This is a genomic window from Streptomyces sp. NPDC057249 (assembly GCF_042669245.1).
Taxonomy (GTDB): Bacteria; Actinomycetota; Actinomycetes; order Streptomycetales; family Streptomycetaceae; genus Streptomyces.
The window spans coordinates 123977-147862 of sequence record NZ_JBHUXS010000010.1 but is presented as its reverse complement, the minus strand read 5'-3'; the positions used below and the strand labels follow the sequence as shown (position 1 = coordinate 147862).

Sequence of the window (23886 nt, the reverse complement as noted above, 5' to 3'; positions counted from 1 at the left end):
CGGGCCCGGCGGCCGCACAGCGCGGTCGCCGGGCCCGTCCCGCTGTGCACGGTCGCGCGTAGAGTCGGGCCATGCCCATCAGAGCCGTCCTCTGGGACATCGACGACACGCTGTTCGACCACACGGCGGCCGCCGCCACCGGGATGACCCGGCACATCGCGGCGGAGGGGCTGCCTCCGGGGCACGCCTCGGCCGAGGAGGCCGTCGAGGCCTGGCAGCGGGTCACGCGGCGGCACTGGGCGCGGTTCTCCGCCGGGGAGACCGACTGGCAGGGGCAGCGGCGGGACCGGGCCAGGGAGTTCCTGGGGCGGGCGCTCGACGACGACGAGGCCGATGCCTGGTTCGCCCGCCACGTCTCGCACTACGAGTCCGCCTGGGCGCTCTTCCCGGACGCCGTCCCGGCGCTCGACGCCCTGGCGGGGACGTACCGGCACGCCGTGCTGTCCAACTCGGCCCAGGGGCCGCAGCACCAGAAGCTGACGGTGCTCGGGGTGCGCGACCGGTTCGAATCGCTGCTGTGCGCGGCCGAGCTGGGCGTCTCCAAGCCGGACCCGGGGGCGTTCCTGGCCTCCTGCGAGGCGCTGGGGCTCGATGCGCACGAGGTGCTGTACGTCGGGGACGAACCCGACATCGACGCCGCCGGGGCCATCGCCGCCGGCCTCGCGGCCGTCTGGCTGGACCGGCGCGGCAGGGGAGGGCGGCCCGAGCTGGTCCGGATCACGGGGCTCGACCAGCTGCCGGGGCTGCTCGCGGGCGATACCCGTTTTGGAGCGTCGGACACCTTCGGGTAATGTTCTTTCTGCGCCGCCCGAGCGGGCCGAAAGATCCGGCCGGGAAGCGCAGACAGGAACAAGGCCCCGAGGGGTTGCGTTTCAGTGGGCTATGGTGTAATTGGCAACACTACGGTTTCTGGTACCGTCATTCTAGGTTCGAGTCCTGGTAGCCCAGCGCAGTACAAAGCACATTGCAGGACAAGCCCCCGTTGTGTAGCGGCCTAGCACGCTGCCCTCTCACGGCAGTAGCGCCGGTTCGAATCCGGTCGGGGGTACAGATCCTTCCCGCGAGATCATCTGGGTCGCACCCACGGTCTCGATGCAGGATCGCTAGGGCCCCCGTTGTGTAGCGGCCTAGCACGCTGCCCTCTCACGGCAGTAGCGCCGGTTCGAATCCGGTCGGGGGTACTTGCAACACCATGGGCTATGGTGTAATTGGCAACACTACGGTTTCTGGTACCGTCATTCTAGGTTCGAGTCCTGGTAGCCCAGCGCAGTACAAAGCAGGTTGTAGGACAAGCCCCCGTTGTGTAGCGGCCTAGCACGCTGCCCTCTCACGGCAGTAGCGCCGGTTCGAATCCGGTCGGGGGTACAACAGGCAAGAGGCGAAGGCCCTTCACTCCGGTGAGGGGCCTTTCGCTTGTACGCGGGGCAGCCCCGCTCAGTACCCGTACCGCCGGGCCGACTCCTCCTCCTGGGCCAGCCTGCGCAGCGACGTGAGCAACGGCTCGTACAGCACCGCCGAGGCCACCGCCATCTCCACCTGCTGGGAGCGGCTCGGATAGGTCTCCAAGAGGTCCAGGTCCCGGACGGCCACCTCGTGCATCAGCCGCGCGTGCTCCTCCAGGTGCGCGCGCTCGTACGGATAGCCGAGGCGGGCGAGCGTGGCCAGACCCGCGACCAGCGAGCGGTAGACGGGGGACAGCTCGCCGATCTCCCGGGCACCGGTCCAGCCCAACCGGTCCAGCAGCGCGTCGACTTCCGTCCGCGCCGCCGCCGTCTCCGGGGCCTCCTCGTCCGGCTCGGGCCCGTGCGGGAGCGCCCAGAGGGCCGCGCCCAGGCGGATCGTACGGCCCAGCGAGTCGTCGTCCACGTGGGCCAGCACCTCGCGGGCCGTGGCCACGGGCAGCCGGCCCGCCTGGAGCAGCGCCCGGACCAGGCGCAGCCGGCGCAGATGGCTCTCGCCGTACTCGGCCTGCGTCGCGCTCACCCGCTCTCCGGGCGGCAACAGCCCTTCGCGCAGGTAGTACTTGATCGTCGCGGTCGAGATGCCGCTCCGCTCGCTCAGCTCCGAGAGGCGCATGCCGTCCTTCCCTTGCGTCCACCCTTGGGCAGTGCCACTATCCAACCATTGGACAGTGCCGGTATCCCATGCCTGTCAGGGGGCCCAGTGTTCGCGAACATCATGCCGGGGCGGACGACCGCCGCGGCCGAGGGCGAGGTCGTCGTCCTGCTGCTCGGTATGCGGATCAACCACTTCAGGGGCGTGCACCACTGGCTGCCGGTCATGCTGGCGATGCTGCGCATGCTGCGGGAGCTGAAGGGGGACCGGCCCAGGGGGCTGCTCGGCCACGTCCTGCTGTCCGGCTCACCGAGGACGTACTACGTCGTCCAGTACTGGGAGTCGAAGGAGAAGCTGTACGCCTACGCCTCGGCGCCCGACATGTTCCACCGGCGGGCGTGGGCGCTGCTCAACCGCAAGGAGAAGAAGTCCCGGCAGCACGTGGGGTTGTGGCACGAGACCTACATCGTGCCCGAGGGCGGCTACGAGTCCATCTACGCCGACATGCCGGCGTACGGACTGGCCGCGGCGACCGGGTCGCTGCCGATCGAGGGGCGGGGCCGCCGTGCGGCGGACCGGCTGGCGCACCGTTCGGGTGCCAAGTGACGAAGGGGCGTTGAGAAGGGGGCCGCCACGACGCTGGGGCGGCCTCGGGCAGGGGAGGCGCGGCCGGGGGCTCAGCCGCTGCGGCGCAGCGCCTCGCTCAGCCGGGCGGCCGAGTCGATGACCGCCTGGGCGTGCATCCGGCCCGGGTGGCGGGTCAGCCGCTCGATCGGTCCGGAGACCGAGACCGCGGCGACCACGCGGTTCGACGGCCCGCGCACCGGGGCGGAGACCGAGGCCACGCCCGGCTCGCGCTCACCGATCGACTGGGCCCAGCCGCGCCGCCGTACGCCGGAGAGCGCCGTCGCCGTGAAGCGGGCGCCCTGGAGGCCGCGGTGCAGCCGCTCAGGCTCCTCCCAGGCCATCAGGATCTGCGCGGAGGAACCGGCCTTCATGGTCAGCGTGGAGCCGACCGGCACGGTGTCCCGCAGTCCGGACAGCCGCTCCGCCGCCGCCACGCAGATGCGCATGTCGCCCTGACGCCGGTAGAGCTGGGCGCTCTCGCCGGTGATGTCGCGCAGATGTGTGAGCACCGGTCCGGCCGTGGCCAGCAGGCGGTCCTCACCGGCCGCCGCCGCCAGCTCGGAGAGCCGGGGGCCGAGGATGAACCGGCCCTGCATGTCCCTCGCCACCATCCGGTGGTGTTCCAGTGCCACGGCCAGCCGGTGGGCCGTGGGTCGTGCGAGCCCGGTCGCCGCGACCAGCCCGGCGAGGGTGGCCGGCCCGGACTCCAGGGCGCTCAATACCAGAGCCGCCTTGTCGAGAACGCCGACGCCGCTAGAGTTGTCCATACGACGATACTCGCGTCTCACTCTGTGAAACGCAAGTTCAATTTTCCCGGGAAGTTGCGAACCTGTACCGGCGGCCCCACAACGGCCCGTAGCCACCGCCCCGTACGGGGGTCCGGACGGGGGCGCACCGAATCTCTAGTTGGGCCGGCGATGACGCCGGCCGGAGGGAAAGCGATGGGTAGGACACTCGCGGAGAAGGTTTGGGACGACCACGTCGTCCGGCGCGCCGAGGGCGAGCCCGACCTCCTCTTCATCGATCTGCACCTGCTGCACGAGGTGACCAGTCCCCAGGCGTTCGACGGCCTGCGGCAGGCCGGACGCCCGGTGCGGCGGCTCGACCTCACCATCGCCACCGAGGACCACAACACCCCGACCCTCGACATCGACAAGCCGATCGCCGACCCGGTCTCCCGCGCCCAGCTGGAGACGCTGCGGAAGAACTGCGCGGAGTTCGGCGTCCGGCTGCACCCGCTGGGCGACGTCGAGCAGGGCGTCGTGCACGTGGTCGGCCCGCAGCTGGGTCTGACCCAGCCCGGCACCACCGTGGTCTGCGGCGACTCGCACACCTCGACGCACGGCGCGTTCGGCGCCCTCGCGTTCGGCATCGGCACCAGCCAGGTCGAGCACGTGCTGGCCACCCAGACGCTGCCGATGGCCCGCCCGAAGACGATGGCGATCACCGTCGAGGGCGAACTGCCCGAGGGCGTCACGGCCAAGGACCTGATCCTGGCGATCATCGCCCGGATCGGCACCGGCGGCGGCCAGGGCTACATCCTCGAATACCGCGGCTCCGCCATCGAGAAGCTCTCGATGGAGGCCCGGATGACCATCTGCAACATGTCGATCGAGGCCGGTGCGCGGGCGGGCATGATCGCCCCCGACCAGACCACCTTCGACTATCTGCGGGGCCGCGACCACGCCCCGCAGGGCGAGGACTGGGACGCCGCCGTCGCGTACTGGAAGACGCTGCGCACCGACGACGACGCGGTCTTCGACGCCGAGGTGGTCATCGAGGCCGCCGAACTGGCGCCGTTCGTCACCTGGGGCACCAACCCCGGCCAGGGCGCGCCGCTGTCGGCCAACGTCCCCGACCCGGCTTCGTACGAGGACGCCTCGGAGCGCAACGCCGCCGAAAAGGCCCTGGAGTACATGGGGTTGACCGCGGGCCAGCCGCTGCGCGAGATCAGTGTCGACACCGTCTTCGTAGGCTCCTGCACCAACGGCCGCATCGAGGACCTGCGCAACGCCGCCGCGATCCTGGACGGCCGCAAAGTCGCCGACGGCGTACGGATGCTGGTCGTCCCGGGCTCCGTCCGGGTCGCCCTCCAGGCGGTCGACGAGGGCCTGGACAAGGTCTTCACCGCCGCCGGCGCCGAATGGCGGCACGCGGGCTGCTCGATGTGCCTCGGCATGAACCCCGACCAGCTGGCCCCCGGCGAGCGCTCCGCCTCCACCTCGAACCGCAACTTCGAGGGACGGCAGGGCAAGGGCGGCCGTACGCACCTGGTCTCCCCCCAGGTGGCCGCCGCCACCGCGGTGCTGGGCCACCTGGCCTCGCCCGCCGACCTGTCCGACACCCGTACGCCCGCCGGAGTCCGATAACCATGGAAGCCTTCACCACGCACACCGGCCGGGCCGTTCCGCTGCGCCGCAGCAACGTCGACACCGACCAGATCATCCCCGCCCACTGGCTCAAGAAGGTCACCCGGGACGGCTTCGAGGACGGCCTCTTCGAGGCGTGGCGCAAGGACGAGAACTTCGTCCTCAACCGCCCCGAGCGCCAGGGCGCGTCGGTCCTGGTGGCCGGCCCCGACTTCGGCACCGGCTCCTCCCGCGAGCACGCCGTCTGGGCGCTCCAGAACTACGGCTTCAAGGCCGTCATCTCCTCCCGGTTCGCCGACATCTTCCGCGGCAACTCGCTGAAGAACGGTCTGCTGACCGTGGTCCTGGACCAGAAGACGGTCGACGCCCTCTGGGAGCTGACGGAGGCCGACCCGACGGCGGAGGTGACGGTCGACCTGGAGGCCCGGCAGGTCCGCGCCGAGGGCGTCACCGCCGACTTCGAGCTGGACGAGAACGCCCGCTGGCGGCTGCTGAACGGCCTGGACGACATCAGCCTCACCCTTCAGAACGAAGCCGACATCGCGGCTTACGAGGCGGCCCGGCCGGCCTACAAGCCCCGCACAATTCCGGCCTGATCAGCGCGTTTTCAGGACTGCGCCCCCTTCCTTCTGGTAGGGGGCGCAGTCGTTTGTTGGGACCCCGTCGGGCGACAACTCGCCCCAGATGGCACAATCGGTGCATGGAACGCGACAGCCAACTCAAGATTTACGGCCAAGTCGCCGACCAATTGAAGGAAGCGCACTCCCGGGTGCGCGCACTGCAAGTCCCGGACGGCGTAAGGATGGCGTTGAACCGGAAGCTGTTGGTCGTCACGGCCACGGCGAAGCACGATCTTCCGGGCGCGGCAAGGCGTCTGGACCGGTTGATGAAGGACCTCGACGAGGGCCGATTCCCCGAAGGTGACTGACTCCGCAGAACTGCGCAGCGGTCGACTTCGTTGCGGCACTAGGGTGATTAGCCCGTTTCGTGTTTGATTTGCGGTATATATCTGCCTAACGTGCGAAAAAGCCGGACAGATTCGTTCCGGCGATGTCTCCGAAGGGGAAGACGTGAACAAGGCGCAGCTCGTAGAAGCGATTGCCGACAAGGTCGGCGGCCGGCAGCAGGCCGCGGACGCCGTCGACGCGGTGCTCGACGCGATCGTCCGTGCGGTTGTCGCGGGGGACCGGGTCTCGGTCACCGGCTTCGGCTCGTTCGAGAAGGTCGACCGCCCCGCCCGCTACGCGCGCAACCCGCAGACGGGTGAGCGCGTGCGGGTCAAGAAGACCTCCGTGCCCCGCTTCCGCGCGGGCCAGGGCTTCAAGGACCTGGTCAGCGGCTCCAAGAAGCTCCCCAAGAACGACGTGGCCGTGAAGAAGGCCCCCAAGGGCAGCCTCTCCGGCGGCTCTTCCGCCCGTACGACGGCCAAGGCCGCCGCCAAGAAGGCCACCGCCAAGAAGGCCGTGGCGAAGAAGGCCACCGCCAAGAAGGCCACCCCGGCGACGAAGACCACCGCCGCGGCCAAGAAGACCACCGCGAAGAAGACGTCGCCGGCGAAGAAGACGACGACGGCCGCCGCGAAGAAGGCCACCCCGGCGGCGGCGAAGTCGACGGCGGCCAAGAAGACCACCGCCGCCAAGACCGCGCCCGCCAAGAAGACCACGGCGAAGAAGGCGCCCGCGAAGAAGACCACCGCGCGCAAGACCACGGCCAAGAAGGCCACCGCGCGCAAGAAGTGAGACCGGGCCGCACAGGCCCCACACACGCGCCGGGCCGGGCTCCCCTCGGGGAGCCCGGCCCGCGGGCTGTCCGGGGACACTCCGCCCCGGAGGACCCAGCAAGACCCCGGCGGACCCCGGAAGGCCGGGAAGACCCAGGAAGGCTCAGAACGTCTGGAGCGTCACCAGGCTGATCCGCAGCCCGGCCCCCTCGCCCTCGCCCTCGATCCGCACCCGCTGCCCCGGCCGCAGCAGCCGCAGGCCGCCCGCGTCGAAGGCCGCCGCGTCGAAGTCCACCGGGGTGCCGTCGTCGAGCAGCACACTGCCGCTCCGCGTCTCGGGGTCGTACGTGTACGAGGTCGCCTGCATGGAAGCAGACTAGGCCCTAGCGGTCCCCGCCGACCGCCCCCGTGGCCCAGCGGCCCGCCGTGAACGGGCCGACGCCCAGGTCCAGGGCCACCCGCAGATCGTCGCCGGTGTCCACGTCCCGGCGCACCGAATCGATCCCCGGCAGCGTGATTTCCACCGCGCCCGACGCCAGATGGCGCACCCGCGACGGACCGCCGAAAGAAGGCTGCAATTCCACGCCCGGAGCAGCCGACAGAAATGTCGTCCCGATTCCCGCCGCATCGGGAACAAATGCGCGGGGAAAAGCGGCGGCGAATTCGAGGACCCGGGACAATTCCGCCGGGCGCAGCGCGGGCAGATCCGCGTTGAGCGCGGCCAGCGGCGCCCCCGGCCTGCCCGCCCGGACCGCCCGCTCACCGTGCGCGAGGGCCGCGTTGAGCCCCGATCCCGGGACGTCCGGCACGACCAGGGCGCCGAGCGCCGCCAGCGCCGTCCCCGCCACCGTGTCGTCCGTGACGACCACCACATCCGCCACATCCGGGCAGGACAGCGCGGCGGCCACCGTGTCACGGGCGAAGGCGAGGGCGAGCCGGGGGCGCAACAGCGCGCCGGAGGCGGGCGCCAGCCTGCTCTTGGCCCGCGCCAAGGGCTTCAACGGGACGACCAGGGACCAGCGGCCGGCCGGGTCGGTGTTCGTGGCGGTCCCTCCCTCGATACGCATCGCCGCCTATTCTCGCCTGCCGGTGCGCCGACCCGGAGGGTCGCTCCCCGGGGCGAGGCGTACGGTGTTCTCGACAGAGCAGGGGCCTGGGGCGAGACTTGACCCTCGGTAGTCAGGCAGCAGACAGTTCCACGGTCTTGTTCACAGAGGAAAGGTGTCCGAGTGTCCCGCCGCAGAATCGGCTTCTGGTACCGCCTGGCGGCGGTCATCGCGAAACCGCCGCTGGTGGTTCTGTTCAAGCGCGACTGGCGGGGAACGGAACACATTCCGGCCGACGGCGGATTCATCACAGCGGTCAACCACAACTCGTACCTGGACCCGCTCTCGTACGGGCACTTCCAGTACAACACCGGCCGCGTGCCGCGCTTCCTGGCCAAGGCGGGGCTCTTCAAGGGAGCCTTCATCGGCACGATGCTGCGCGGCACCGGCCAGATCCCCGTCTACCGCGAGACCACCAACGCGATGGACGCCTTCCGGGCCGCCGTCGGCGCCATCGAGCGCGGCGAGTGCGTCTGCTTCTACCCCGAGGGCACCCTCACCCGCGACCCCGACATGTGGCCGATGGCCGGCAAGACCGGCGCCGCCCGCGTCGCGTTGATGACCCGGGCCCCCGTCATCCCGGTCGCGCAGTGGGGCGCCAACGAGGTGATGCCGCCGTACGCCACGGAGAAGAAGGTGCGCCTCCTGCCCCGCAAGACCCTCCGGGTCAAGGCCGGGCCGCCCGTCGACCTCTCCCGCTTCTACGACCAGGAGCCGACGCCCGAGGTGCTGCGCGAGGCCACCGAGGTGATCATGCGGGCGGTCACCGCGCAACTGGAGGAGATCCGCGGGCAGCAGGCACCCGCCGAGCCCTACGATCACCGCAAGGCCCGGGCCGAACAGCGGCGCAAGGCCCGAGGAGAGGGACTCACGTGACGCACCCCCCGAAGGCCGCCGTCTTCGGAACCGGCTCCTGGGGTACCGCCTTCGCCGTCGTCCTCGCGGACGCGGGCTGCGAAGTGACGCTCTGGGGCCGCCGGGCCGAGGTCGCGGAGGCCGTCAACACCACCCGTACCAACCCCGAGTACCTGCCGGGCATCGAGCTGCCCGCCTCGGTCCGGGCCACCACGGACGCGGCCGAGGCGCTGCGCGGCGCCGACTACGCGGTACTGGTCGTGCCCTCCCAGACGCTCCGCGCCAACCTCGCCGAGTGGGCCCCGCACCTGGAACAGCGGACGGTGCTCGTCTCCCTGATGAAGGGCGTCGAACTCGGCACCGCCAAGCGGATGAGCGAGGTCATCGAGGACGTCACCCGGGTCTCCCCGGACCGCGTCGCCGTCATCACCGGACCCAACCTCGCCAAGGAGATCGCCGAACGCCGTCCCGCCGCGGCCGTCGTCGCCTGCCGGGACGAATCCGTCGCCCAGCGCCTCCAGACCGCCTGCCACACCCCGTACTTCCGCCCGTACACCAGCACCGACGTGGTCGGCTGCGAACTCGGCGGCGCCGTCAAGAACGTCATCGGCCTCGCCGTGGGCATCGCGGACGGCATGGGGCTCGGCGACAACGCCAAGGGCTCGCTCATCACCCGGGGCCTCGCCGAGACGATCCGGCTGGGCGCGGCCATGGGCGCCGACCCGCTGACGTTCTCCGGCCTCGCCGGCCTCGGCGACCTGGTGGCGACCTGCTCCTCGCCGCTCTCGCGCAACCACACCTTCGGCACCAACCTCGGCCGGGGCATGACGCTCCAGGAGACCATCGCCGCCACCAAGCAGACCGCCGAGGGCGTCAAGTCCTGCGAGTCGGTGCTCGACCTGGCCCGCAGGCACGGCGTCGAGATGCCGCTGACCGAGACCATCGTCGGCATCGTCCACGAGGGCAAGCCGCCGAAGGTCGCGGTCAAGGAGCTCATGTCGCGCAGCGCCAAGGCCGAACGCCACTGAGGCCACCCGGGGCCCACCCGCCCCGGGCGGCCCGTGCCGCGCTGACGCGGCCGGTACCAGCAGGTACGCTCATCGCGATATGAGCAGCGAGAACCTCCCCCAGAGCCCGGAGCAGCAGCTCCGCAAGCCGCGCGTGGCCGTCGTGTTCGGCGGCCGCAGCTCCGAACACGGCATTTCGGTGGTCACGGCCGGCGCCGTCCTGAACGCCATCGACCGGACCGCGTACGACGTCCTGCCGATCGGCATCACGACGGACGGCCGCTGGGCGCTCACCGCCGACGAACCCGAACGCATGGCCATCGCGAACCGGACCATGCCGGACGTGGCGCAGCTGGCCGAGTCCGAGGAGGGCGGGGTCGTCCTCTCCGTCGACCCCGGCAGCCGCGAAGTGGTCTACACCGAGCCCGGCGCGGTGCCCAAGGCGCTCGGCGAGGTCGACGTCGTCTTCCCCGTCCTGCACGGCCCGTACGGCGAGGACGGCACCCTCCAGGGACTCCTTGAGCTGTCCGGCGTGCCGTACGTGGGCGCCGGGGTCCTCGCCTCGGCCGTCGGCCAGGACAAGGAGTACATGAAGCGGGTCTTCACCTCCTTCGGCCTCCCGGTCGGCCCGTACCTGGTGGTCCGCCCCCGCGAGTGGGACCACGACCCGGCCGCCGCCCGCGAGCGCATCACCGGCTTCGCCGCCGAGCACGGCTGGCCGCTCTTCATCAAGCCCGCCCGGGCCGGCTCGTCCATCGGCATCACCAAGGTCGAGGACGCCTCCGGACTCGACGCGGCCATCGAGGAGGCCCGCCGCCACGACCCGAAGTTCCTGGTCGAATCGCTGCTGAGGGGCCGCGAGATCGAGTGCGGCGTCCTGGAGTTCGAGGACGGGCCGCGCGCCAGCGTGCCGGCCGAGATCCCGCCGGTCACCGCGCACGACTTCTACGACTTCGAGGCCAAGTACATCGACGCCGCCTCCGGCATCGTGCCCGCGCCGCTCACCGAGGAGCAGACCGCCGAGGTCCAGCGGCTCGCCGTCGAAGCCTTCGAAGCGTGCTCCTGCGAGGGACTGGTGCGCGCCGACTTCTTCCTCACCGAGGACGGCGGCTTCGTCATCAACGAGATCAACACCCTGCCGGGCTTCACCCCGATCTCCATGTACCCGCGCATGTGGCAGGAGAGCGGCGTCAGCTACCCGCAGCTGGTGGACCGGCTCATCCAGGCCGCGCTCAACCGGCCGACCGGCCTGCGCTGACCCGGCGGGACACGGCGAAGGGTGTGCGCTCAAGACGCTCGGCGCGAGCGCACACCCTAGAGCCGGTTCGGGATCGTCTTCCTGACCGCCGGGGCGAACGCCGCGAGCGGGGTCGTGTCATGCGCGTACGCCTCCGAGAGCGACACCTCGACGTACGTCTCGCGCAGGGTCGTCGTCAGCCGGGGGCCGTCGCCCTCCCGCTGCTCCAGCATCCAGTTCACCCCGCTCGCGGTGATGCCCTTCGACTGGTCGTCGTCCATCTTCGCGGGGCGCTCCACACCGCAGCGCAGTACGATCGCCCCGTCCCCCCACCCGGCGGTCAGCGCCGAGGAGGGCTCGGGGTCACTCCGCTCCAGACCGCCGACGGTCTCCGGCAGTTCCCGGTCCAGTGCGCGGCAGTAGGCTGCGGCTTCCGGGGACGGGGAGGGCACCGTGACCGACGCCGTCGCGTCCCCCCCGGAACAGCCCGCCGTCAGCAGCACCAGGGCGGCGGACGGAGCGAGGAGGACGGGGTGCGGGAACCGGCGGCTGGAGGACGTCACCGGCCCAGCGTAGACGGGGGCTACAGGTGAACGACCGGGCAGGTCAGGGTTCGGGTGATGCCGTCCACTTGCTGGACCCGCGCCACCACCATGCGCCCGAGCTCGTCCACCGTGTCCGCCTGGGCACGCACGATCACGTCGTAGGGACCGGTGACGTCTTCTGCCTGGATGACTCCCGGGAGTTCGGAGATGGTCTGGGCGACGGTCGACGCCTTGCCCACCTCGGTCTGAATGAGGATGTACGCCTGTACCACGGAACCTCCAGGGCGCCACGAGGATCATGTGGGGGAAAGGGACGCCACGTTATCGCGTCGCCGCGCGGAGCGGGGAGACCCGCGGGCCGGATGACGTCCTCAGCGTGGCGTACGGAACGCGCAAGTTGACGTAACTCTTGACAGTACCGACAGCAGAGACGGCACGCGACCGCGAGTGGGGCGGCGCGCACGGGGGACAGGCCGGAGCGTCCGGCCCGACAGATGAGAGGTGACACTCGGTGAAGGCAACCGTGGGCGAGTTGGGGGAGTTCGGGCTCATCAGGGAGCTCACGTCCCGGCTCACCACCACTCCGGCGGTCCGGCTCGGCCCGGGCGACGACGCCGCGGTCGTGACGGCCCCCGACCGCAGGGTCGTGGCCAGCACGGACATCCTGCTGGAGGGACGGCACTTCCGGCGCGACTGGTCGACGGCGTACGACGTCGGCCGCAAAGCCGCCGCGCAGAACCTCGCCGACATCGCCGCCATGGGCGCCGTGCCCACCGCGATCCTGCTCGGCCTCGTCGTCCCCGCCGAACTCCCGGTCACCTGGGCCGCCGAGCTGATGGACGGACTGCGCGACGAGTGCCAGGTCGCGGGGGCGGCCGTGGTCGGCGGGGACGTCGTGCGCGGCGACCTCATCACCGTCTCGATCACCGCGCTCGGCGACCTGCGCAACCACGAACCCGTCACCCGGGCCGGCGCCCAGCCCGGGGACGTCGTCGCCGTCACCGGCTGGCTCGGCTGGTCCGCCGCCGGATACGCCGTGCTCTCCCGGGGCTTCCGCTCGCCGCGCGCCTTCGTCGAGGCACACCGCCGCCCCGAACCGCCGTACCACGCGGGCCCCGCCGCCGCCGGGCTCGGCGCCACCGCCATGACCGACGTCAGCGACGGGCTCGTCGCCGACCTCGGGCACATCGCCGAGGCCAGCAAGGTCCGCATCGACCTGCGGTCCGGGCTCATCGACGTGCCGTCCCAGATGTCGGACATCGGGCAGGCCGTCGGCGTCGACCCCATGCAGTGGGTGCTGACCGGCGGCGAGGACCACGCGATCGTCGCGACCTTCCCGCCCGACGTGAAGCTGCCGGCCCGCTGGAAGGTGATCGGCGAGGTCCTCAACCCCTCCGCGCTGCCCCAGGTGACGGTCGACGGGGCGCCCTGGACCAGCAAGAACGGCTGGGACCACTTCGGCGACATCGAGGACGCCCAGTAGATTGCGGCGTATGCCGATAACCACCTCCGTACCGCCCCGCGTGCTCACCGTCGCCGGATCCGACTCCGGCGGCGGTGCGGGCATCCAGGCCGACCTCAAGACGATGCTCGCGCTCGGCACGCACGGGATGAGCGTGCTCACCGCCGTCACCGCGCAGAACTCCCTCGGCGTCCAGGGCGCCTGGGAACTGCCCCCCGAAGCGGTCCGCGCCCAGTACCGCAGCGTCGTGGACGACATCGGCGTCGACGCCGTCAAGACCGGCATGCTGGCGTCCGCCCCGCTGGTGGAGACCGTCGCGGGACTCCTCGCGGACACCGGGGCGCCCGTCGTCGTGGACCCGGTCGGCGTCTCCAAGCACGGTGACCCGCTCCTCGCCGCCGACGCCCTCGAATCCGTCCGGACGAAGCTGCTCCCCGTCGCGACCGTGGCGACGCCCAACCTGGACGAGGTGGCGCAGCTCACGGGCATCGCCGTCACCGACGAGGCCGGAATGCGCCGGGCCGCCGGCGCCCTGCTCGCCTTCGGACCCCGCTGGGTCGTGGTCAAGGGCGGCCACCTGCCCGGCGAGCCCGTCGACCTGCTCACCGACGGCAGCGAGGAGCACTGGCTGCGCGCCCCCCGCCACGACAACCGGCACACCCACGGCACCGGCTGCACCCTCGCCTCCGCCATCGCGAGCCACCTGGCACGGGGCGCCGGGGTGCCGGAGGCGGTCCGGGCCGCGAAGGCGTACGTCACCGGGGCGATCGAGGCGGGCTTCCCGCTGGGCGCGGGCATCGGCCCGGTCCGCCACGGCTGGCGGCTGCGCGACGCGGGCTGACGTACGGGCACAGCAAAAAGCCGGTCCACCGAGGTGGACCGGCTTTTCGGGCAACCGGTAGGGCTGCGCTACGACGAAACGTCAGCGCGCGACCTTGCCGGCCTTGATGCACGAGGTGCAGACGTTGAGCCGCTTCGGCGTCCGACCGACCACGGCACGCACGCGCTGGATGTTGGGGTTCCAGCGACGGGACGTACGGCGGTGCGAGTGCGAAATGTTGTTGCCGAAGCTCGGCCCCTTGCCGCAAACGTCGCAGTTGGCAGCCACGGGTCACTCCAAAGACTTCAGATGCACTTACAGTGAATTCCGGTACGCCGGATTCAAGGACTGAAGTGGCGGTACCGGGGGAATGGCCCGACTTTCATCGGGCAACCGAAGCAGCATACAACGCCTGCTCCGGAGATACGAAACTACCATGTCTTCCGCCCCCGCCCTCCCCGCCCCCGGACCGCCCGCACCCCCCGGCCGGGACTAATCTGCGGTGCAGCCAGCCACCCCGCCCCCGTCACGAGTCCCCGTTCCGAGTCCCGTCCGAGGAGGACCCGAGGTGCCGCAGACCGCCGACGAACCGGATGCCGTCGCGGTACGGAGCTGGTGCTCCCTGGCCCTCGAAGCGCTCGGCCGGGAGCGGGAGGCCATCGACGCGATCAACGTCTATCCCGTCGCCGACGGGGACACCGGCACCAACCTCTACCTCACCGTGGAATCCGCGGCGGCGGCCGTCGAAGCGGTCTTCGCCGCCCACGAGACCGGCACCTCGGTGCCCTCCGCGGCGGACGCGGTACGGGCCATGGCCCACGGCGCCCTGATCGGCGCCCGCGGCAACTCCGGCACCATCCTCGCTCAGCTCCTGCGCGGCATGGCCGGCGTCCTCGCGGAGGGCACCGGCGGCGACCGGATGCGCCTCGCCCTCGACCGGGCCGCCGCCTGGGCCCGCGAGGCCGTCGCCCACCCCGTCGAGGGCACCGTCCTCACCGTCGCGGACCGCGCCGCGGCCGCCGCCGGACAGGCCCCACCCGGCGCGGACACGGCCGAGGTGGCCCGGGCCGCCTACGAGGGCGCCCGCACCGCGCTGGACGCGACGCCCGGACAGCTCCCCGCCCTCGCCCGGGCCGGAGTGGTCGACGCCGGCGGGCGCGGCCTGGTCACCCTCCTCGGAGCCCTGGTCGAAGCCGTCTCCGGGCGCGGGCCGGAGCGGCCGTACGAGGCCCCCGTCCCGTTCGTCCCGGCGGGCGGCGAGGACGCGGAGTGCCCGGCGGGCGACGACGGGGCCGGGGGCGGCCCCGCCTTCGAGGTCATCTACCTGCTGGAGGCCGGGGACGAGGCCGTCGACCGGCTGCGCGCCCGGCTGGACGCCCTCGGCGACTCCCTGGTGGTCGTCGGCGGCGACGGCCTGTGGAACGTCCACGTCCACGTGGACGACGCCGGCGCCGCGGTCGAGGCGGGCGTCGAGGCCGGCCGGCCCTACCGCATCCGCATCACCCACTTCGCCGCCGACCGCGACCGTGCCCGCCCCGAGCCCGCCGGGCGCGCGGTCGTCGTGGTCGTCCCGGGGGACGGACTCGCCGCCCTCTGCCGGGAGGCCGGCGCGACGACCGTGCTCGCCCGGCCCGGCGAACCGCCCGCCAGCGGCGAACTGGCCGACGCCGTCCGCCGCGCCCACGCCCGCGAGGTGGTCCTCCTCCCGAACGACGCGGACCTGCGCCACACCGCGGCCGCCGCCGCCGAACAGGCCCGGGCCCAGGGCATCCGGGTCGCGGTGATCCCGACCAGGGCCGCCGTGCAGGGCATCGCGGCGCTCGCCGTCCACGAGCCGGACCGCAGCTTCGACGAGGACGTGGTCGCGATGACCTCGGCGGCCGGCGCCACCCGCTACGCCGAACTGGCCGTCGCCGAACGGCAGTCCTGGACCACGGCGGGCATCTGCCAGGCCGGGGACGTCCTCGGGCTCATCGACGGCGACGTGGCGGTCATCGGCCAGGACGTCCCCGGCACCGCCCGCAAGGTGCTGGACCGGATGCTCGCGGCCGGCGGCGAACTGGTCACCCTGGTCCTGGGCGAGAACACCCCGCCCGCGCTGGCCGAAGCGCTGGAACAGCACGTCCGCGACGGCCACCTGGCGGTGGACACCACCACCTACCGGGGCGGCCACCAGGGCGCGCCGCTGCTGATCGGCGTCGAATAGCACCCGGCGCGACGACGGGCCCGGGCGGCGCCCGACGGACAACTGTCACTGCCGTGGTGTGCAATGGACCGCGTGTCTGCGTTCGAAGAACCCCTCAGGAAGCTGCTCGGCGGACCCACCGCGAAGGTGATGGCCGAGCACCTCGACCTGCACACGGTCGGTGATCTCCTCCATCACTACCCGCGCCGGTACGAGGAGCGCGGCCGGCTCACGGCGCTGACCGACCTCCCGCTGGACGAGCACGTCACGGTCGTCGCCCAGGTCGCCGACGCCCGCGTCCTCACCTTCAACGGCGGACGCGGCAAGCGCCTCGAAGTGACCCTCACCGACGGCCACGGCCGCCTCCAGCTCGTCTTCTTCGGCCACGGCGTGCACAAGCCGCACAAGGACCTGCTGCCCGGCCGGCGCGCGATGTTCGCCGGCAAGGTCTCCGTCTTCAACCGGAAGATGCAGCTCGCCCACCCCACGTACCAGCTGCTCGACGCCGCCTCCGCGGACGACGCCGAGGCGACCGAGGCCGTCGACGCCTTCGCGGGCAAGCTGCTGCCGATCTACCCCGCCTGCAAGCAGCTCGACTCCTGGCGTATCGCCAAGGCGGTGGACGCCGTGCTGCCCAGCGCCCGCGAGGCCGTCGACCCGCTCCCCGAAGCCCTGCGCGAGGGCCGCGGCTTCACCTCGCTGCCCGAGGCCCTGCTGAAGATCCACCGCCCGGCCACCAAGGCCGACGTGACGGAGGCCCGGGACCGGCTCAAGTGGGACGAGGCGTTCGTCCTCCAGGTCGCCCTCGCCCGCCGCAGGTACGCCGACACCCAGCTCCCCGCCGCCGCCCGCAGGCCCGTCCCCGGCGGCCTCCTCGACGCCTTCGACGCCAAGCTCCCGTTCACCCTCACCGACGGCCAGCGGAAGGTCTCCGGCGAGATCTTCGACGACCTCGCCACCGAGCACCCGATGCACCGCCTCCTCCAGGGCGAGGTCGGTTCCGGGAAGACCATGGTGGCCCTGCGCGCCATGCTCGCCGTGGTCGACGCGGGCGGCCAGGCCGCCATGCTCGCGCCCACCGAGGTCCTGGCCCAGCAGCACCACCGGTCGATCACCGAGATGATGGGCGAGCTGGCCGAGGGCGGCATGCTGGGCGGCTCCGACCAGGGCACCAAGGTCGTGCTGCTCACCGGGTCCATGGGCACCGCCGCCCGCCGGCAGGCCCTGCTCGACCTGGTCACCGGTGAGGCCGGCATCGTCATCGGGACGCACGCCCTGATCGAGGACAAGGTCAAGTTCCACGACCTGGGCCTGGTCGTCGTGGACGAACAGCACCGCTTCGGGGTCGAGCAGCGCGACGCCCTCCGCTCGAAGGGCAAGCAGCCGCCGCACCTCCTCGTCATGACCGCGACGCCCATTCCCCGTACCGTCGCCATGACCGTCTTCGGGGACCTGGAGACCTCCGTCCTCGACCAGCTCCCGGCCGGCCGCTCGCCCATCGCCAGCCACGTCGTCCCCGCCAAGGACAAGCCGCACTTCCTCAGCCGCGCCTGGGAACGGGTCCGCGAAGAGGCGGAGAACGGCCACCAGGCGTACGTCGTCTGCCCCCGCATCGGGGACGACGAGGACGGCCCCGCCAAGAAGAAGGGGAAGAAGGCGGCCGAGGAAGAGGCCGACAAGCGGCCTCCGCTCGCCGTCCTGGAGATCGCCGAACAGCTCGCCAAGGGCCCCCTGCACGGACTGCGCGTCGAGGTGCTGCACGGCAGGATGCAGCCCGACGACAAGGACGACGTCATGCGCCGCTTCGCCGCCGGCGACGTCGACGTCCTCGTCGCCACCACCGTCATCGAGGTCGGCGTCAACGTCCCCAACGCCACCGCGATGGTCATCATGGACGCCGACCGCTTCGGCGTCTCCCAGCTGCACCAGCTGCGCGGCCGGGTCGGCCGCGGCTCCGCCCCCGGGCTCTGCCTGCTGGTCACCGAGGCCCACGAGGCGAGCCCCGCCCGCGCCCGGCTCTCCGCCGTCGCCGCGACCCTGGACGGCTTCGAGCTCTCCCGGATCGACCTCGAACAGCGCCGCGAGGGCGATGTGCTCGGCCAGGCCCAGTCCGGGGTGCGCTCCTCGCTGCGCGTCCTCAACGTCATCGACGACGAGGAGGTCATCGCCGCCGCCCGCCAGGAGGCCGTCGCCGTCGTCGCCGCCGACCCCGGCCTGGAGCACCTGCCCGAGCTGCGCACCGCCCTGGACGCCCTGCTCGACAAGGAGCGCGAGGAGTACCTGGACAAGGGGTGAGCCCGCCCGCCCCGGGAAGCCCGGGGCGCCCCGTCCTCCCCGACGCCATATCGTGGGAGGTACGGCGCCCACGGCACCCCGCGCGCCGCCCCGACCCGAGGACCAGTCACCCATGACCCGCGTGATCGCAGGCGTGGCCGGCGGACGCCGCCTGGCCGTCCCGCCCGGCACCGGCACCCGGCCCACATCCGACCGCGCGCGCGAGGGCCTGTTCTCCACCTGGCAGGCGCTCCTGGGCACCCTGGACTCCATCCGGGTCGCCGATCTCTACGCCGGCTCCGGCGCCGTCGGCCTCGAAGCGCTCTCCCGGGGCGCCGCCCACGCCCTGCTCGTGGAGACCGACGCCAAGGCCCTGCGCACCGTCAAGGAGAACGCCCGCACCCTCGGCCTGCCCGGTGCCGAGGTCCGCGGCGGCAAAGCCGAACAGATCGTTACGGGCCCGGCACCCGCGGAGCCGTACGACGTGGTCTTCCTGGATCCGCCGTACGCCGTCACCGACGACGATCTTCGCGAGATCCTCCTCACACTCCGTACGCAGGGGTGGCTCACGGGCGACGCACTCGTCACCGTGGAACGCAGCACCAGAGGCGGAGAATTCAGCTGGCCCAAGGGTTTCGAGCCATTGCGGGCCCGTCGCTACGGCGAGGGAACGCTTTGGTACGGTCGCGCCGCCGCCACGTGCGAAGACGCACGATGACCGGACCGGAGAGCGAGGGAATCAAGTTGCGCCGCGCCGTATGCCCGGGGTCGTTCGACCCCATCACCAACGGACATCTCGACATCATCGGCCGAGCTTCGAAGCTGTACGACGTCGTGCACGTCGCGGTGATGATCAACCAGTCCAAGAAGGGCCTGTTCACGGTCGACGAGCGGATCGAGCTCATCCGCGAGGTCACCGCCGAGTTCGGCAACGTCCAGGTCGAGTCCTTCCACGGGCTGCTCGTGGACTTCTGCAAGCAGCGCGACATCCCGGCGATCGTGAAGGGCCTGCGGGCCGTCAGCGACTTCGACTACGAACTCCAGATGGCCCAGATGAACAACGGCCTCTCCGGCGTCGAGACGCTCTTCGTGCCGACCAACCCCACCTACAGCTTCCTGTCGTCCTCCCTGGTCAAGGAGGTCGCGGCCTGGGGCGGCGACGTCTCCCACCTGCTGCCGCCGGTCGTCCAGCGGGCCCTGACCGAACGCCTCGCACAGCGCTGAGCCACTGACGGCGCGTCAGCGCCACGCACCGCAGGTGTCGGGCGGGCGCCGACTGGCCGTACAGTCGTCCCGTCCGTCTCCAACCGGCAGTAGAGAGTGGCGAGCACACGGTGGACGTGCAGAAGAAGCTGGACGAGATCGTCGCGACGGTCGGGAACGCCCGGTCCATGCCCATGTCGGCGTCCTGCGTGGTCAACCGCGCCGAACTGCTCGCGATGCTCGAAGAGGTGCGCGAGGCCCTGCCCGGCTCGCTCGCCCAGGCCGCCGAGGTCATCGGGGGCCACGAGCAGCTGGTGGAGCAGGCCCGCCAGGAGGCCGGCCGCATCATCGAGAGTGCCCACGCCGAGCGCACCGCCCTGATCGCCGACACCGAGATCGCCCGGCGCTCCCAGGACGAGGCGGACCGCATCCTCGCCGACGCCCGCAAGGAGGCCGACGAGGTCCGCGCCGAGGCCGACGAGTACGTCGACAGCAAGCTCGCCAACTTCGAGGTCGTCCTCACCAAGACCATCGGCTCCGTCGACCGGGGCCGAGAGAAGCTCCTCGGCCGCGGTCAGGGCTTCGACGAGCAGGGCTACGAGGACCCGGACTTCGCCGAGGCCCCGGAGCGCAGCACCGACCCGGACACGCTCCGCCAGCGCGCCGACGCGTACGTGGACACCAAGCTCGGCGCCTTCGAGGCGGTGCTCGCCAAGACCCTGGAGGCCGTCGGCCGGGGCCGGCAGAAGCTGCACGGCCGGGTCGCCACCGACGAGCTGGGCGCGCACATCGCCGCCCAGGACGCGGCCGGCGACCAGGGGCACACCAGTGACGAGGACCACTGGGCCGGACTGGCCGAGGTCGCCGCCCCCCAGTCGCTCCCGATCCCGCACCAGACCGAGCCGCAGTACGCCCAGCCGGAACCGCAGTACGCCCAGGGCTACGGCTACCAGGACCAGCAGCAGGACGCGTATCAGGCGCCCCAGCCCCAGCAGGACGTCTACGGCTACCCGCAGCAGCCCGACCCGTACGCGGCCTACCAGCAGCAGGGCTACGACCAGGGCCAGGCGCAGGACGCGATGCAGGCGCAGGGCGGCTACGACGCCTGGCCGCAGCCCCAGCAGCCCCAGCAGCCCCACGGCGACGCCGCTCTGGACGAGACCAGCCTCTTCGACACCAGCATGATCGACCTGGACCAGCTGCGCCGTTACGAACAGGAACGCTGACCACCGGAAGGGCCCGGATTGGGAGCTGGGCGGTGTGTCCAGTATCCTGGCTCTTCGGTCGCGCGTATGTCCGCGATCCCGGCTGCCCGCTTCGACTCCGGACGGGCCGGCCCCCTCCCACCACGCGTGACGCGTTCGATCCGAAAGCAGGAGAAGCCCTGAACGGCCACCTCGACCACCGAAACCCCCTCGTGTTCGACACGCACGAGCTGGGCCGGCGTCCCGGTGCCATGAAGCGGCTGACCCGCACGGCGGACGCCCCCGCCGACCTCGGTATCGGCGGCGTCATCGGAGTGCCGGAAGGCGCGCCGGTGGAGCTGGACCTCCGTCTCGAATCCGTCATGGAGGGCGTGCTCGTCACCGGGACCGCCCGTGCGACGGTCGAGGGGGAGTGCGTAAGGTGTCTGGAGCCGCTGAGCCGCGAGGTCGAGGCGGACTTCCAGGAGATGTTCTCGTACCCTGACGCCGATGACCGGAACCACGGCAAGCCCGCGGACCCGGTCGACGACGCCGAGGACGACGAGGACAGGCTTTTCCTCGAGGACGGCCTGTTCGACCTCGAGCCGGTGCTGCGTGATGCGGTGGTGCTCGCACTGCCGATGCAGCCGGTGTGCAAGGAATCCTGTGCCGGTCTGTGCTCCGACTGCGGAGTCAGGCTGGACGAGAATCCCGGCCACCACCACGATGCCGTCGACGCTCGTTGGGCGGCACTGCAAGGACTCGCCGAGACCATTCAGGACGGCGAGAAGGACAACATGGGCGGCGCCGCACCCGGCGTCGACAAGAAGCAGGAGAAGTAGCCGTGGCTGTTCCGAAGCGGAAGATGTCGCGCAGCAACACGCGCCACCGCCGGTCGCAGTGGAAGGCTGCGGTCCCCACCCTGGTTTCGTGCGAGCGCTGCCAGGAGCCGAAGCTGCAGCACATCGCGTGCCCCAGCTGCGGCACGTACAACAAGCGCCAGGTCCTCGAGGTCTGAGCGGCTGGTGAGAGGCCCGATGTCTGAGTTGTCCCACGCCAAGAAGCAGGCAGACAACGTCAACACAGCCTCGTCCCACACGCTTCTGGAAGGGCGGCTCGGGTACCAACTCGAGTCCGCCCTTCTGGTGCGTGCGCTGACCCACCGTTCGTACGCGTACGAGAACGGCGGTCTGCCCACCAACGAGCGGCTGGAGTTCCTCGGGGACTCCGTGCTCGGCCTGGTGGTCACGGACACGCTGTACCGCACCCACCCCGACCTGCCCGAAGGCCAGCTGGCCAAGCTGCGGGCCGCGGTGGTCAACTCGCGTGCGCTTGCGGAGGTGGGCCGCGGCCTCGAACTCGGCTCCTTCATCCGGCTCGGCCGCGGTGAAGAGGGCACGGGGGGCCGGGACAAGGCTTCCATCCTCGCCGACACCCTGGAAGCGGTGATCGGCGCGGTCTATCTCGATCAGGGCCTCGATGCGGCGTCCGAGCTGGTCCACCGGCTCTTCGACCCGCTGATCGACAGGTCCTCGAACCTCGGCGCCGGCCTGGACTGGAAGACCAGCCTCCAGGAACTCACCGCGAGCGAGAGCCTCGGAGTCCCCGAGTACCTCGTCACGGAGACCGGCCCGGACCACGAGAAGACCTTTACTGCTGCTGCTCGCGTCGGTGGTGTCTCGTACGGCACCGGCACCGGCCGTAGCAAGAAGGAAGCGGAGCAGCAGGCGGCCGAGTCCGCCTGGCGCGAGATCACCGCCGCCGCCGAGGCGCGGGAGGCGGCGGCGAAGGCCACCGCCGACGGAGGGGCCGCCGACACCCCTGCCGACCCCGCGCCGTCCACGGACGTCGCTCCGGCCTGACCTGCGAGAACCCCCCCGGTGCCGCCGTGCGCCGGGGGGTTCTTCCTTTCTCTGTACGCCCTTCGTCCCAGGAGCCTCCCCGTGCCCGAACTGCCCGAGGTCGAAGTCGTCCGCCGAGGCCTGGAGCGCTGGGTCGCCGGGCGGACGGCCGGTGAGGTCGAGGTGCTGCACCCGCGCGCGGTCCGGCGCCACCTCGCGGGCGGGGTGGACTTCGCGGCCCGGCTCACGGGGGCGCGGTTCGGGACGGCGATGCGGCGGGGCAAGTACCTGTGGGTGCCGCTGGACGAGGCGGCCGGCTCGCTCCTCGGCCACCTGGGCATGAGCGGGCAGCTGCTCGTCCAGCCCGAGGGGGCGCCGGACGAGAAGCATCTGCGGATCAGGATCAGGTTCGCCGACGCGGTCGGCACCGAGCTCCGCTTCGTGGACCAGCGCACCTTCGGCGGACTCTCGCTCCACGAGAACACCCCGGACGGGCTGCCCGACATCATCGGCCACATCGCCCGCGACCCCCTGGACCCGGCCTTCGACGACGCCGCCTTCCACACGGCACTGCGGCTGCGCCGTACGACGATCAAGCGCGCGCTGCTCGACCAGTCGCTGATCAGCGGGGTCGGCAACATCTACGCGGACGAGGCGCTGTGGCGCGCCCGGCTGCACTACGACCGGCCGACCGCGACGCTCACCCGCCCCAAGTCCGCCGAACTCCTCGGCCATGTCCGCGACGTGATGAACGCCGCGCTGGCCCAGGGCGGCACCAGCTTCGACAGCCTCTACGTGAACGTGAACGGCGAGTCGGGCTACTTCGACCGCTCGCTCGACGCCTACGGCCGCGAGGGCGAGCCCTGCCACCGCTGCGGTACGCCGATGGCACGGCGCCCCTGGATGAACCGGTCCAGCTACTACTGCCCCCGCTGCCAGCGCCCGCCGCGCCTCAGGCCCTAGTTCTCGCGGGCGTCGTAGCGGGCCCGGGCCGCCAGGACCTCGGGCATCCGGCCCTCCACGAAGTGGATCAGGCCGAGCAGCCGCTCCGCGATCTCGAAACCGAGCGGGGTCAGCTCGTAGTCCACCCGGGGCGGGTTGGTGAGCTGCGCCTCGCGGTGCACGAGGCCGTCCCGCTCCAGCGCGTGCAGCGTCTGGGACAGCATCTTCTCGCTCACCCCGTCGACCCTGCGGCGCAGCGCGTTGAACCGCAGGCTCTCCTCGTACAGGGCGCCGAGCGTGAGGGCGCCCCAGCGGCCGGTGGCGTGTTCGAGCAGGCCGCGCGAGGGGCACTCCTTCGAGAACACGTCGAAGCACGAGACGTCCTCCGCCGACGTCTGCGGTGCGGTGCTCTGGTCCATGAAACCAGCGTACGCCCGCACAGCGCTTTCCCGGA

At 71.7% G+C, this 23886-nt stretch carries 28 protein-coding genes and 5 tRNA genes; 25 read left to right on the top strand and 8 right to left on the bottom strand.

Going from position 1 to position 23886, the window contains the following annotated elements; translation table 11 throughout:
- Positions 1 to 71: 71 nt before the first annotated feature.
- From ACFUJY_RS20350 to ACFUJY_RS20325, 6 genes are all read left to right on the top strand, one after another.
- Positions 72 to 791, top strand: coding sequence for an HAD family hydrolase (locus ACFUJY_RS20350; protein ID WP_383301354.1), 720 nt, complete (start codon positions 72 to 74; stop codon positions 789 to 791).
- A gap of 85 nt (positions 792 to 876) precedes the next feature.
- Positions 877 to 948, top strand: a tRNA-Gln gene (locus tag ACFUJY_RS20345).
- A 27-nt stretch (positions 949 to 975) separates the two neighbouring features.
- Positions 976 to 1048, top strand: a tRNA-Glu gene (locus ACFUJY_RS20340).
- A 60-nt stretch (positions 1049 to 1108) separates the two neighbouring features.
- A tRNA-Glu gene (locus ACFUJY_RS20335) sits at positions 1109 to 1181 on the top strand.
- A 12-nt stretch (positions 1182 to 1193) separates the two neighbouring features.
- Positions 1194 to 1265 (top strand) — tRNA-Gln (locus tag ACFUJY_RS20330).
- Positions 1266 to 1292: 27 nt separating this feature from the next.
- Positions 1293 to 1365: transfer RNA gene (locus ACFUJY_RS20325), tRNA-Glu, on the top strand.
- Between the two features lie 69 nt (positions 1366 to 1434).
- On the opposite strand, the gene ACFUJY_RS20320 is transcribed toward ACFUJY_RS20325, so the two are convergent.
- Complete coding sequence (locus ACFUJY_RS20320) at positions 1435 to 2076, bottom strand: MerR family transcriptional regulator (RefSeq protein WP_383301351.1); 642 nt, start codon at positions 2074 to 2076, stop codon at positions 1435 to 1437.
- A 102-nt stretch (positions 2077 to 2178) separates the two neighbouring features.
- Here ACFUJY_RS20320 and ACFUJY_RS20315 point away from each other — a divergent pair, with 102 nt between their 5' ends.
- A complete protein-coding gene (locus ACFUJY_RS20315; RefSeq protein WP_383301683.1) occupies positions 2179 to 2661 on the top strand; it encodes a DUF4188 domain-containing protein in 483 nt (160 codons plus the stop codon).
- A gap of 71 nt (positions 2662 to 2732) precedes the next feature.
- Here ACFUJY_RS20315 and ndgR read toward each other — a convergent pair whose 3' ends face one another.
- Positions 2733 to 3449, bottom strand: a complete 717-nt coding sequence (ndgR, locus tag ACFUJY_RS20310) for an IclR family transcriptional regulator NdgR (protein ID WP_026237628.1) — start codon at positions 3447 to 3449, stop codon at positions 2733 to 2735.
- 174 nt (positions 3450 to 3623) lie between these two features.
- Here ndgR and leuC point away from each other — a divergent pair, with 174 nt between their 5' ends.
- The 4 genes from leuC to ACFUJY_RS20290 all read left to right on the top strand — a co-directional run bounded on the left by leuC (position 3624) and on the right by ACFUJY_RS20290 (position 6790).
- Positions 3624 to 5051 carry a 3-isopropylmalate dehydratase large subunit gene (gene leuC / locus ACFUJY_RS20305; protein WP_383301349.1) on the top strand — a complete coding sequence of 476 codons (1428 nt, stop codon included), beginning with the start codon at positions 3624 to 3626 and terminating at the stop codon, positions 5049 to 5051.
- Positions 5052 to 5053: 2 nt separating this feature from the next.
- Positions 5054 to 5647 (top strand): 3-isopropylmalate dehydratase small subunit, encoded by a 594-nt coding sequence (gene leuD / locus ACFUJY_RS20300; protein ID WP_383301346.1) that lies wholly within the window; start codon positions 5054 to 5056, stop codon positions 5645 to 5647.
- Positions 5648 to 5751: 104 nt separating this feature from the next.
- A complete protein-coding gene (locus tag ACFUJY_RS20295; protein WP_018102425.1) occupies positions 5752 to 5979 on the top strand; it encodes a hypothetical protein in 228 nt (75 codons plus the stop codon).
- Positions 5980 to 6121: 142 nt separating this feature from the next.
- On the top strand, positions 6122 to 6790 hold the full coding sequence (locus ACFUJY_RS20290; RefSeq protein ID WP_383301343.1) for an HU family DNA-binding protein: 669 nt from the start codon (positions 6122 to 6124) through the stop codon (positions 6788 to 6790).
- Between the two features lie 144 nt (positions 6791 to 6934).
- Here ACFUJY_RS20290 and ACFUJY_RS20285 read toward each other — a convergent pair whose 3' ends face one another.
- Positions 6935 to 7138 carry a hypothetical protein gene (locus ACFUJY_RS20285; RefSeq protein WP_018102423.1) on the bottom strand — a complete coding sequence of 68 codons (204 nt, stop codon included), beginning with the start codon at positions 7136 to 7138 and terminating at the stop codon, positions 6935 to 6937.
- 16 nt (positions 7139 to 7154) lie between these two features.
- Positions 7155 to 7838, bottom strand: coding sequence for a 2-phospho-L-lactate guanylyltransferase (cofC, locus tag ACFUJY_RS20280; RefSeq protein WP_383301340.1), 684 nt, complete (start codon positions 7836 to 7838; stop codon positions 7155 to 7157).
- 162 nt (positions 7839 to 8000) lie between these two features.
- On the opposite strand from cofC, the gene ACFUJY_RS20275 reads away from it, so the two are divergent.
- From ACFUJY_RS20275 to ACFUJY_RS20265, 3 genes are all read left to right on the top strand, one after another.
- On the top strand, positions 8001 to 8753 hold the full coding sequence (locus ACFUJY_RS20275) for a lysophospholipid acyltransferase family protein (protein WP_383301338.1): 753 nt from the start codon (positions 8001 to 8003) through the stop codon (positions 8751 to 8753).
- On the top strand, positions 8750 to 9760 hold the full coding sequence (locus ACFUJY_RS20270) for an NAD(P)H-dependent glycerol-3-phosphate dehydrogenase (RefSeq protein WP_383301335.1): 1011 nt from the start codon (positions 8750 to 8752) through the stop codon (positions 9758 to 9760). The genes ACFUJY_RS20275 and ACFUJY_RS20270 overlap by 4 nt, the downstream gene beginning before the upstream one ends.
- A gap of 79 nt (positions 9761 to 9839) precedes the next feature.
- On the top strand, positions 9840 to 10997 hold the full coding sequence (locus tag ACFUJY_RS20265; RefSeq protein WP_383301332.1) for a D-alanine--D-alanine ligase family protein: 1158 nt from the start codon (positions 9840 to 9842) through the stop codon (positions 10995 to 10997).
- Between the two features lie 56 nt (positions 10998 to 11053).
- Here ACFUJY_RS20265 and ACFUJY_RS20260 read toward each other — a convergent pair whose 3' ends face one another.
- Positions 11054 to 11539 carry a DUF3515 domain-containing protein gene (locus tag ACFUJY_RS20260; protein ID WP_383301329.1) on the bottom strand — a complete coding sequence of 162 codons (486 nt, stop codon included), beginning with the start codon at positions 11537 to 11539 and terminating at the stop codon, positions 11054 to 11056.
- Positions 11540 to 11559: 20 nt separating this feature from the next.
- Positions 11560 to 11793, bottom strand: coding sequence for an Lrp/AsnC family transcriptional regulator (locus ACFUJY_RS20255; RefSeq protein ID WP_383301326.1), 234 nt, complete (start codon positions 11791 to 11793; stop codon positions 11560 to 11562).
- A gap of 239 nt (positions 11794 to 12032) precedes the next feature.
- Between ACFUJY_RS20255 and ACFUJY_RS20250 the strand changes: the two genes are divergently transcribed.
- On the top strand, positions 12033 to 13004 hold the full coding sequence (locus ACFUJY_RS20250; protein ID WP_383301323.1) for a thiamine-phosphate kinase: 972 nt from the start codon (positions 12033 to 12035) through the stop codon (positions 13002 to 13004).
- 10 nt (positions 13005 to 13014) lie between these two features.
- Positions 13015 to 13824: a bifunctional hydroxymethylpyrimidine kinase/phosphomethylpyrimidine kinase gene (gene thiD, locus ACFUJY_RS20245; protein WP_383301320.1), complete on the top strand. Its 810-nt coding sequence runs from the start codon at positions 13015 to 13017 to the stop codon at positions 13822 to 13824.
- An 81-nt stretch (positions 13825 to 13905) separates the two neighbouring features.
- Here thiD and rpmB read toward each other — a convergent pair whose 3' ends face one another.
- Positions 13906 to 14091, bottom strand: coding sequence for a 50S ribosomal protein L28 (gene rpmB / locus ACFUJY_RS20240; RefSeq protein WP_026171429.1), 186 nt, complete (start codon positions 14089 to 14091; stop codon positions 13906 to 13908).
- A 280-nt stretch (positions 14092 to 14371) separates the two neighbouring features.
- Here rpmB and ACFUJY_RS20235 point away from each other — a divergent pair, with 280 nt between their 5' ends.
- The 9 genes from ACFUJY_RS20235 (at position 14372) to mutM (ending at position 23453) form a co-directional block, all read left to right on the top strand.
- A complete protein-coding gene (locus ACFUJY_RS20235; protein WP_383301316.1) occupies positions 14372 to 16009 on the top strand; it encodes a DAK2 domain-containing protein in 1638 nt (545 codons plus the stop codon).
- A gap of 63 nt (positions 16010 to 16072) precedes the next feature.
- Complete coding sequence (gene recG, locus ACFUJY_RS20230) at positions 16073 to 18283, top strand: ATP-dependent DNA helicase RecG (RefSeq protein WP_383301313.1); 2211 nt, start codon at positions 16073 to 16075, stop codon at positions 18281 to 18283.
- Positions 18284 to 18395: 112 nt separating this feature from the next.
- On the top strand, positions 18396 to 18980 hold the full coding sequence (gene rsmD, locus ACFUJY_RS20225; protein WP_383301310.1) for a 16S rRNA (guanine(966)-N(2))-methyltransferase RsmD: 585 nt from the start codon (positions 18396 to 18398) through the stop codon (positions 18978 to 18980).
- Positions 18981 to 19006: 26 nt separating this feature from the next.
- Positions 19007 to 19486 (top strand): pantetheine-phosphate adenylyltransferase, encoded by a 480-nt coding sequence (gene coaD, locus ACFUJY_RS20220; protein WP_383301680.1) that lies wholly within the window; start codon positions 19007 to 19009, stop codon positions 19484 to 19486.
- 110 nt (positions 19487 to 19596) lie between these two features.
- Positions 19597 to 20691: a cell division initiation protein gene (locus tag ACFUJY_RS20215; protein ID WP_383301307.1), complete on the top strand. Its 1095-nt coding sequence runs from the start codon at positions 19597 to 19599 to the stop codon at positions 20689 to 20691.
- Positions 20692 to 20882: 191 nt separating this feature from the next.
- Complete coding sequence (locus ACFUJY_RS20210; RefSeq protein WP_383301304.1) at positions 20883 to 21491, top strand: YceD family protein; 609 nt, start codon at positions 20883 to 20885, stop codon at positions 21489 to 21491.
- A gap of 2 nt (positions 21492 to 21493) precedes the next feature.
- The gene (rpmF, locus tag ACFUJY_RS20205) at positions 21494 to 21667 is read left to right on the top strand and encodes a 50S ribosomal protein L32 (RefSeq protein WP_003965982.1); all 174 of its coding nucleotides are present in this window, start codon (positions 21494 to 21496) and stop codon (positions 21665 to 21667) included.
- Positions 21668 to 21686: 19 nt separating this feature from the next.
- On the top strand, positions 21687 to 22511 hold the full coding sequence (gene rnc, locus ACFUJY_RS20200; RefSeq protein WP_383301301.1) for a ribonuclease III: 825 nt from the start codon (positions 21687 to 21689) through the stop codon (positions 22509 to 22511).
- Between the two features lie 81 nt (positions 22512 to 22592).
- On the top strand, positions 22593 to 23453 hold the full coding sequence (mutM, locus tag ACFUJY_RS20195) for a bifunctional DNA-formamidopyrimidine glycosylase/DNA-(apurinic or apyrimidinic site) lyase (protein ID WP_383301299.1): 861 nt from the start codon (positions 22593 to 22595) through the stop codon (positions 23451 to 23453).
- Here the strand turns inward: mutM and ACFUJY_RS20190 are convergent.
- On the bottom strand, positions 23450 to 23851 hold the full coding sequence (locus ACFUJY_RS20190; protein ID WP_383301296.1) for a winged helix-turn-helix transcriptional regulator: 402 nt from the start codon (positions 23849 to 23851) through the stop codon (positions 23450 to 23452). The two genes, mutM and ACFUJY_RS20190, sit on opposite strands and share 4 nt — an antisense overlap.
- Positions 23852 to 23886 lie beyond the last annotated feature (35 nt).